The 7,646-nt window shown below is 72.9% G+C and carries 7 protein-coding genes; 1 reads left to right on the top strand and 6 read right to left on the bottom strand.

What is annotated here, in order from left to right; translation table 11 throughout:
• Window positions 1–110: 110 nt before the first annotated feature.
• Together ACR9ZG_RS16890 and ACR9ZG_RS16885 are read right to left on the bottom strand one after the other, a co-directional pair.
• Entirely contained in the window at window positions 111–746 is a 636-nt protein-coding gene (locus tag ACR9ZG_RS16890) for a D-sedoheptulose-7-phosphate isomerase (protein ID WP_481286010.1), read from the bottom strand.
• Window positions 739–1,758 carry an ROK family protein gene (locus tag ACR9ZG_RS16885; protein WP_481286009.1) on the bottom strand — a complete coding sequence of 340 codons (1,020 nt, stop codon included), beginning with the start codon at window positions 1,756–1,758 and terminating at the stop codon, window positions 739–741. Before ACR9ZG_RS16885 ends, ACR9ZG_RS16890 begins: the two co-directional genes overlap by 8 nt.
• Before the next feature lie 192 nt (window positions 1,759–1,950).
• Between ACR9ZG_RS16885 and ACR9ZG_RS16880 the strand changes: the two genes are divergently transcribed.
• Window positions 1,951–2,724, top strand: a complete 774-nt coding sequence (locus ACR9ZG_RS16880) for an alpha/beta fold hydrolase (protein ID WP_481286008.1) — start codon at window positions 1,951–1,953, stop codon at window positions 2,722–2,724.
• 134 nt (window positions 2,725–2,858) lie between these two features.
• On the opposite strand, the gene ACR9ZG_RS16875 is transcribed toward ACR9ZG_RS16880, so the two are convergent.
• From ACR9ZG_RS16875 to ACR9ZG_RS16860, 4 genes are all read right to left on the bottom strand, one after another.
• Window positions 2,859–3,350 (bottom strand): SRPBCC family protein, encoded by a 492-nt coding sequence (locus ACR9ZG_RS16875; protein WP_481286007.1) that lies wholly within the window; start codon window positions 3,348–3,350, stop codon window positions 2,859–2,861.
• A 12-nt stretch (window positions 3,351–3,362) separates the two neighbouring features.
• Window positions 3,363–3,716 (bottom strand): ArsR/SmtB family transcription factor, encoded by a 354-nt coding sequence (locus tag ACR9ZG_RS16870; RefSeq protein ID WP_481286006.1) that lies wholly within the window; start codon window positions 3,714–3,716, stop codon window positions 3,363–3,365.
• 136 nt (window positions 3,717–3,852) lie between these two features.
• Window positions 3,853–5,736 carry an MBL fold metallo-hydrolase gene (locus ACR9ZG_RS16865; protein ID WP_481286005.1) on the bottom strand — a complete coding sequence of 628 codons (1,884 nt, stop codon included), beginning with the start codon at window positions 5,734–5,736 and terminating at the stop codon, window positions 3,853–3,855.
• A partial coding sequence (locus tag ACR9ZG_RS16860; protein WP_481286004.1) for a hypothetical protein occupies window positions 5,733–7,646 on the bottom strand: 1,914 nt, incomplete at its 5' end. The genes ACR9ZG_RS16860 and ACR9ZG_RS16865, both read right to left, overlap by 4 nt.

Raw genomic sequence — 7,646 nt, 5'->3', positions numbered from 1 at the left:
GAGGTGCGGCGGGCACGCCCTCGGCGGTCGCGCCGTCGACGGCGGGGCCGGTCTGGGTGGCGGTCACGGTGCGGTCAGCGTCGGTGCTGCCGGAGGTGGGGGTCACGTGTCTACTGCTCCTCGGGGTCGTCCTGCTCGTGATCGTCCTGCTCGTGATCGTCCCGCTCGAGATCGTCCTGCTCGCCGGCGGCCCATGCGTCCACCATCTCAGAGATGGCGTGGAGCATGAAGGTGTGGAACTCCTGGATCCGCGGCGTCGTCGTCGACGGGCTCAGCAGCACGTGATCGGCGTGCTCCCGGGCGGGGCCGCCGTCTCCGCCGCCGAACAGGACCGTCGTGGCGCCGGCCTTCCGCGCCGCGGCGAGTGCCGAGACGACGTTGGCGCTGCGTCCGCTGGTCGTGAAGGCCGCAACGACGTCGCCCGGCCGGGCCAGCCCCTCCACCTGACGAGCGAAGACGTCGTCGTAGGAGTAGTCGTTGGCGATGCAGGTCATCGTGGTGGGGTCGGTGCTGAGGGTGACGGCGCCGAGCGGACGACGGTCGCGCTTGTAGTGGCCGATGATCTCGCCCGTGAAGTGCTGGGCATCGGCCGCGCTGCCGCCGTTGCCGAACGTGTAGAGGATGTGGCCGTCGGCGAACGCGTCGCACAGCAGTCGCCCGACCTCCCGGATCGCGGGGAGGAGCTGCTCGCCCGCGCGCGCGGTCTCGATGTGGGCGTCGAGCTGCTCGCGCATCCACTCAGCCATGCTGGACCTCCTTGGTCGCGAGGGGTGCGGCGGGCGCGGACGCGAGGCTCGCGACCTTGTCGAACGCCACCGCGCCGGCGCCGACCACGCAGACCACGTCGCCGAGCTCGGCGAGCACGATCCGTGCGGCCGCGGCGGCGGGCGGCATCGCGGCGGACGCGACGCGCTCGCGCAGGGGCAGCAGCAGCGCGTCGCCGGAGCGGGTCACCCCGCCGCCCAGCACGACCAGGTCGGGCTCGAACACGTTGACGAGGTCGGTGACCGCGACGCCGAGCAGGTCGATGGTCTCGTCCCAGAGCTCGGTCGCGAGGGCGTCGCCCGCGGCCGCGGCGGCGACGACGTCCTCCGCGCGAACGGTCTCGAGCGTCGCCAGGCTGGAGCCGGCGCCGCGCTCGGCCACGGCCTCCCGCGCCCGGACGGCGATGGAGGTGCCGCTCGCGTAGACCTCGAGGCAGCCGTCGCGTCCGCAGAGGCAGTGGCGGCCTCCGGTGCGCACCATGATGTGACCGAACTCGCCGCCGTTGCCGGCCGCGCCGCGGTGCAGGCGGCCCTCGATGACCGCGCCGCCGCCGATGCCGGTCGAGATCGTGAGGTAGACCATCGTCTCGACCGCACGGGCGGCGCCGTAGCGGAACTCCCCTAGGGCGCCGGCGGTGGCGTCGTTCTCGAGCGCGGCGGGGACGCCGAACTCGCGCTCGGCCAGCTCGACGATGGGGAGGTCGATCCAGCCGGGGAGGTGGAGGGGGCCGGTCAGGACGCCCGCGCGGGCATCGAGCGGCCCGCCGCAGGAGATTCCGACCGCCTCGATCTCGTCGGCGGGGATGCCGGACGCGGCGATCGCGCGATGCCCCATGTCGAACAGTCTGGGAACGATCACACCCGGCCCCTCCTCGCGGCGGGTGGGCTCGACGATGAGTCCGTGCGTGCTGCCGTCCTCTGTCACGACGCCGACGGCGAGCTTGGTGCCGCCGATGTCGAGGGAGAGGACGGCCCGTCGGCCGTTTGCCATCATGTCCTTCCGAGTGCTGCCAGTCCCCGGCGGCCCGCGACTCTGCGGGCCCCCATGTGGGATCGTTCCCACAGATACTACGGGCCGCACGCCGGGCGGGTCAACCGCTTCGCCCTCCCGGGAACACCTGCAGGTGAGCCGTCGAGCACAGGAAAAACGTCAGCGGCTGGCGGCGGGGGTCGCTAGGGTGTGCGCGTGAGCGATCAGGGCGGCGCGCGGGTGCGCCTTCACCACCGGTGGTTCGGCGACGAGGACTCGCCGCGGCCTCCACTGCTGCTGATCCACGGCGGCGGGTCCACGATCGAGACGAACTGGGGGATGCTGCTCCCCCGGCTCTGCGCGACGCGCACCGTGCTCGCGGTCGAGCTGCAGGGGCACGGGCGCACGGCGTCCGGCGACGGACCGGCGAGCTTCGAGGGCTCGGCCGACGATGTCGGCACGCTGCTCGCGGAGCTGGGCGTGGGGCCGGTCGACGTGCTCGGCTTCAGCAACGGCGGCCAGGTCGCGCTGCTCCTCGCGGCGCGGCACCCCGGCGCCGTGCGACGGCTGATCGCGGCGTCCGCGCCGTTCCGTCGCGATGGCATGATCGACGGCTTCTGGGAGGGGCTCTCCGCGGGCACCTTCGACGACCTCCCCGAGCCGTACCGCGTCGCCGATCTCGCCGTCAGCCATGACCCCGGCCACGCCCGCCGGATGTTCGAGCTCGACCGGCAGCTGATGCTCGGGTTCCAGGGCTTCGAGGAGGCGGTCATCGCCTCCATCGCCGCGCCGACGCTGGTGGTCGGCGGCGACCGCGACGTCGTCCGTGTCGAGCACCTGGTCGAACTGGCCGGCCTGCTCCCCGACGCGCGCCTCCTGATCGTGCCAGGCGGACACGGCGACTACCTGGGCGAGCTGCTCGCCGCGGGCGGCGACGCGCGGGCGATGGAGGCGGCCCTCCCGTACCTCCTGCAGTTCCTCGACGCGTAGCGCCCTGCGCGCACCCGTCCCGCCATCGCCATCGCCATCGCCATCGCTTCCGGACTTCCGTACGCAACACGCCGATGCGGAGCGTGCAGAAGTCCGGAAGCGCTGGCGACCGGGGCTGGCGGGCGCGCGGCGCGCTAGCTGCGGACCTCGGCGAGGAGGGCGTCGATCTGGCCCATGGCCTCGCGCATGCCCTCCGCCATGCCCATGGCGAGCATCTCGTCGAGCTGCTCCGTGCTCACGAACTGCGTGAGCGTCGTCATCGTGGTCACACCGTCGCGCTCCTCGAACGTGACGATGCCGCGGGCCGGCTCGCCGGGCGCCTTGCTGCCGTCGTCGTTCGCGAAGCCGTCCTCGAACTCCAGCCGGCTCGGCGGGTCCACCACCAGGATGCGCCACCAGCCCCGCGGCCGCTCGCCGTCGGGCGTCGTCATGTAATACGCGGCCTCGCCGCCCGGCTCGAACTCGTACTTCTCGAAGGTCGCCGGGTACTCCGGCGGGCCCCACCACCGCTCGAGCTGCCGCGGGTCGGACCACAGCTCCCACACGCGCTCGCGCGGGGCCGTGAACTCGGCGACGAGCGTGAGCGTGAGGGCGTCGGCGTCCGTGGATGTCTCGATGACCGTCATCGTGCTGTCCTCTCAGATCGTGCTGGGTGGTGCCCCGTCGTCCTCGGCGAGGATGGCGGTCATGGTGTGCACGCGATGGCGCCACAACTGCTCGTAGCGGTCGAGCAGCCGGGAGGCGCGGCGGATGGCCTCCACGTCTCCGTGGACGACGCGCTCCCGCCCGCGGACCCGCTTGCCGACCAGGCCGGCGCGCTCGAGCACCGCGACGTGCTTCTGCACGGCGGCGAAGCTCATGTCGTAGTGCCCCGCGAGTTCGCTGACCGTGTGGTCGGCGCGCAGGGAGCGGGCGACGATGTCGCGCCTTGTCGCATCCGCCAGCGCGTGGAAGATGCGGTCGACCTCGTCGTCGGTGAGCTGACGTTCCATTCGTACAACCATTTGGTTGTACGTTACCGCGGTCTGACCCCGTGGGCAACCGTCGAGTACGCGGATATTCACGCGAAAACCGCCGAGTACGCGGAAAGTGCGCGTACTCGGCGGTTGCCCAGCGGGGCGGGCGGGGTCAGACGATGTCGACGACCGCGTCCGCCGCCTGGCCCAGGCGGGCGCCGCCCACGGTCACGTCGGCGGCGAGGCGCTGGCGCTTGGCGGGGGTCGCTCCCGCCTCGACCGCGAAGCGCAGTCGCACGGTCTCGCCGGGGCCCGCCGTCGCCCGAGCAGGTGCGAGCGGAGGAGCCGCCCAGCCCGCGGGCGTCACCAGCCGCGCCTCCACCTCCCTCGGCTCGTCGAAGTCGTTGACCACGACCACCTCGTACGTCAGCGGAGCCCCCGGCGCGACCCGCTGGTAGAACGGCTCCAGCAGCGCCAGGTTGCCGTCCGCGGGAGGCCGTCGGCCGTCGTCGGGGAGCAGGCCGTCGTGGATCGCGAGCAGCTCGTCGCCCTGCTCGGTCAGCAGGCGCAGGTAGTCCTCGTCGACCTCTCGGCCCTGCCAGTGCCCGGTGATCATCAGACCGGGAGCGATCCGTCGGTACAACTCCGCCGACTTCACGTAGTCGTCGCTGCGGAAGCGGTTGCGGTACTGGTAGTTCAGGATCTCGCGCTGCACGCCCAGCCGGCCCTCGCCGGTCTGCTGGTCGCCGGTCGCGAGCACGCGCACGCCGTCGACCTCGAACTCGAACGCCGCCGCGTACAGGGTGTGACCCGGCAGCTCGTGCGTCGTGATCTCGTACTCCTGCCACTGCACGGTCTCCCCGATCCCGAGCACGCGGTCCGCGGGGATGGGTTCGAACCACTGGCACGGAAGGTCCATCCGCATCGGGTCGGCCATGATCGGCGCCACGTTCTCGGGCAGCCAGACCCGGGTGCCCTCCACATCGCGCAGGAGGTTCAGGCCCGCGATGTGGTCGTCGTGGTAGTGGGTGCCGAGCACGACCTCCACGCTGGTGACGCCGTAGTCGCGCTTGAGGGCCGGGAGGGAGGCGAGCCACGGCCGGCGGCCGGCGCGATCGGTGCCGGCCGGCCAGCCGGTCGACATGTCGTAGCCGTAGTCGATGAAGAGGGCCGCGCCGGAGTCGCTCAACAGCACGTAGGTGCAGGCGTTCGCGGTCCGGTTCAGCAGCAGGTGATCGGTCAGGCGGACGAAGGGGCTCTCCAGCCACTCGCGCAGGTCCCACGGCCGGGACCGGCGCGCATCCACGTAGCCCTGCATCCGCTCGGCCAGCGCTCCGAGAGCGCCGACCGCGTCGGGCATGGGCTCGCCGTGCGAGGGCAGCAGGACGGTCGGAGCCTCGTCCTGCAGCAGGTAGCACGAGAGCACGTTCATCGCCGGGCCCTCGTTCTCGGTGTACGACCACTGGGTCGCGGCCAGCGACCAGACCTTGCCCGGCGCGTAGATGAGGTCGCCGGTGAAGGCGAGCCGCTCGGCGGCCGCCTCGGTGGCGCTGCCGCTGCCTCCACCCGCCCGGTCGATCAGGTACGTGACCGAGCCCATCGTGTGCCCCGGCGTCGGGATGGTGCGGACCGCGATGCCGCCGTACTCGGCCGTGCGGTACTCCGGGACGGTGCCCGCGATCGGCACGGGGTCGAGCAGCGAGAAGCGGTCCTGCCGGAGGTTGTAGTCGTTGTAGAGCGCGCGCGCCGACCACATCTCGTCGACGCGGGCGAACAGGTCCTGCTCGACCGGCGGCACGTGGATGGGGATGCCCGCCTCGACAGCGCGCGGGAGGCCCTGCCCCTGGTCGCGGTGGTGGTGGGTCATCAGGACGGCGTCGAGCGTCTCCACTCCGAGCTCGTGCAGGTGGTCGAGCACGTCTCCCGACCCGAAGTCGATCGCGATCGCGCCGCCCTGGCCCGTGCGACCGTCGGCGCCCGACGACAGGATCACGTAGACGTTGCAGGTGTCGGCGAACCGGAAGACGCCGGGGGCGACCTCGGTGAACGCGCTCATGCGGTGACCTGCTCCTCGGCGGCCTCGTCGGCGATGGTCGCGCGGTACCGCCGCCACAGGCCCGCGATCTCGTCGAGGTCGGCGTCGGTCACCGCCTCCCCGCTGTTGTCGATCGACTCCACGTAGTACAGCGCCGGCACGCCCAGCGCAGGCTGGAGGCGCGCGTACTCGAGCCACTGCTCCCGGTTGGGCATCGGCCACTGGTCGGTGTCGATCGGGTGCCCGGGCAGGGAGTTGGCGGCGATGTCGCGGCGGAAGCGCAGCTGGTCCGACACCGGCACCGGCTCGCCGGCGACCGAGTCCTCGAGCACGTCGTTGAGGCGGACCATGTCGCTCACGGCCCCGAACGACGGGTGGACGGTGTGGGTGACGACGAGCGCGTCCGGCTTGGCCGCCTTCGCCGCCGCGTGCAGGGTGCGCAGCAGGGTGTGCAGCGCGGCGATCCCCCAGACCCCGTCCGTCGCCGCCTGCAGCGAGACCCCGGAGGGCGCGCGCTGGGTGAAGTCGACCTTGAAGCCGTCGGCGTCGAGCCCGTCGGCCGACAGCATCCACGTCACCTGGCTGGTCAGCGCGGCGAGGTAGGCCGGGTTGCCCGGGTCGACCGCGACCGGGCGGCCCTGCGCGTCGCGGACCGTCAGCTCGGCGGGGAGGCCGGACGGGTCCCACGCCTTGAACCACAGCAGCACGCGCTGGCCGGCCTCGTGCTTGGCGTCGATCCAGGCGCGCAGGTCGGGCCACTTCTCGGTGTCGACGGTGTTGGTGCCGTACTCGGCCTGCCAGCGGTCGTCGATGACGACGGTCCCCGGCTGGAGGCCGCGGTCGGCCAGCCGCCCCAGCCACCGGTCGTACAGGGGCTGGCGGGCGAGGTCCGGGGCGAACGCGGCGCCGGTCGGCAGCACGAAGCCGTCCGCGTCGTCGGTCGCGAGCGCCTCCCCCTCGTGCGACATCTTCACGGCGAGCGCGCACTGCGCTCCCCAGCCGCAGAAGATCGGCTCGAGCCACCACGGCACGACCCGCGGCGCCGCGTGCGCCCAGCCGCGCTCGACCAGGTCGTCGCGGTAGTCCTTGATGGCGGTCAGCGGGGCGCCGGCCGGGCGCAGCACGAACTCGGGGGAGGTCCAGCCGCCCTGGCCCACGCGCGTGTGGCCCTCGTAGGTGAGCCGCAGCAGGAAGCCGCCGTCGAGGGCGTCGTACCGGAACGTCGTGAAGCCGAGCTGCTCGACCGGCGCGACCACGCTCATCCCGAGCCAGTCGCCGACCGGCATGTCCGTCGGCCCGTGCGGGGCGTCGGCCGCGACGGCCGGGCGGCCGAGCGCGAAGACGAGCGGAGGCGGCGAGAAGATGCCGTGGAGGCGGCCGGGGTCCGCGTCGCCGACCACGCCGAGCTGCGCCTGGCTGCTCGACGGCCGCACGACCTGCACCGGCTCCGTCGGGGTCGGCACGAACACCGACGGGAAGCGGATACCCGAGCGGAAGACGCCCGCTGCGCCCGACGGCAGCACGCCGTGCCCGCCGAACACGGTCACGTCGGCGATGCGGGCGTCGTCGTGCTCGGAGGTCACCTCGACCCGGGCGCGGACCTCGCGCGGCGTGCAGCGCAGCACGACCGCGCGGGTCGCCCAGGCGCTGGAGTCGCTCGTCACGGTGACCTGGACGTCGCCGTCCGGGAGACTCTCGACGTCGACCGCGGTCCGGCCGGACGACTCGTCGGGCATCCCGACCCGGTCGACGCTCGCGAGCAGCGACAGGTCGCTCCACAGCTCACCGCCGGGGCCGGCGATCGTGGCGCGCGGCCGGGTGAGCGCCACGCCGAGCGTGTACGCGGGGGCGACGATCACGAGCTCGTGCTCGCCGCGGGTCAGGGTGATGGCGTCGGTGGTCTGCATCGTCCTACGGGTGAAGGGGAGGGA

Source organism: Leifsonia sp. KNZ12-8B (assembly GCF_056755495.1).
The sequence above is the reverse complement of the archived record's forward strand: the minus strand, read 5'-3'. Positions and strand labels throughout refer to the sequence as shown.